General features: G+C 50.8%; 1 pseudogene. It reads left to right on the top strand.

What is annotated here, in order from left to right:
• A pseudogene (locus R7190_RS28285) lies at nt 1-642 on the top strand (hybrid sensor histidine kinase/response regulator); the annotation flags it as partial.

The raw sequence follows: 642 nt of genomic DNA on the forward strand, positions 1-642 counted from the left end.
TTTTCATTGTCTGGTTGGCGATGAGCACGGAAAACTTGAGTCTGGTTGAAGTGGCTTCTGAAACCTACCAGTCGCCAAACATTCCAACCTTATTGATTCATACTGTGCTGACCATGTTGGCGATTGTCTGTTTGCCGCGTCAGTTCCACACCATGGTGGTGGAAAATGAACGTGCGCAAGACTTGCATGTCGCGCGTTGGTTGTTCCCGCTGTATCTGATTTTGCTGGGCGTATTTGTGTTGCCAATCGCGTGGGTCGGGCAAGGGCTATTGAGCGGAACATCTGCCGATACTTACGTGATCAGTGTGCCGATGGCGGTGGGGGCAAGCGAGATTGGGTTACTGGCGGTTTTGGGCGGTACTTCGGCGGCGAGCGGTATGGTGATTGTTTCAACCATTGCGTTGGCGATCATGGTATCGAACGACTTAGTGATGCCGCTGATATTACGCCGAATGCGCTTGGCGCAGCGCAACCATCACCATTTCTCGGAGCTTTTGTTGCGTATTCGCCGCGCTCTAATTCTGATTTTGTTGATTGGTGCATGGGGATTTTATCAGGCCTTAGATAGTATCCACTCACTCTCTGCGATAGGTTTTCTCTCGTTTGCAGCCATTACCCAGTTTGCTCCTGCATTGAAGATCG

The organism is Vibrio sp. 1078-1, from assembly GCF_033340475.1.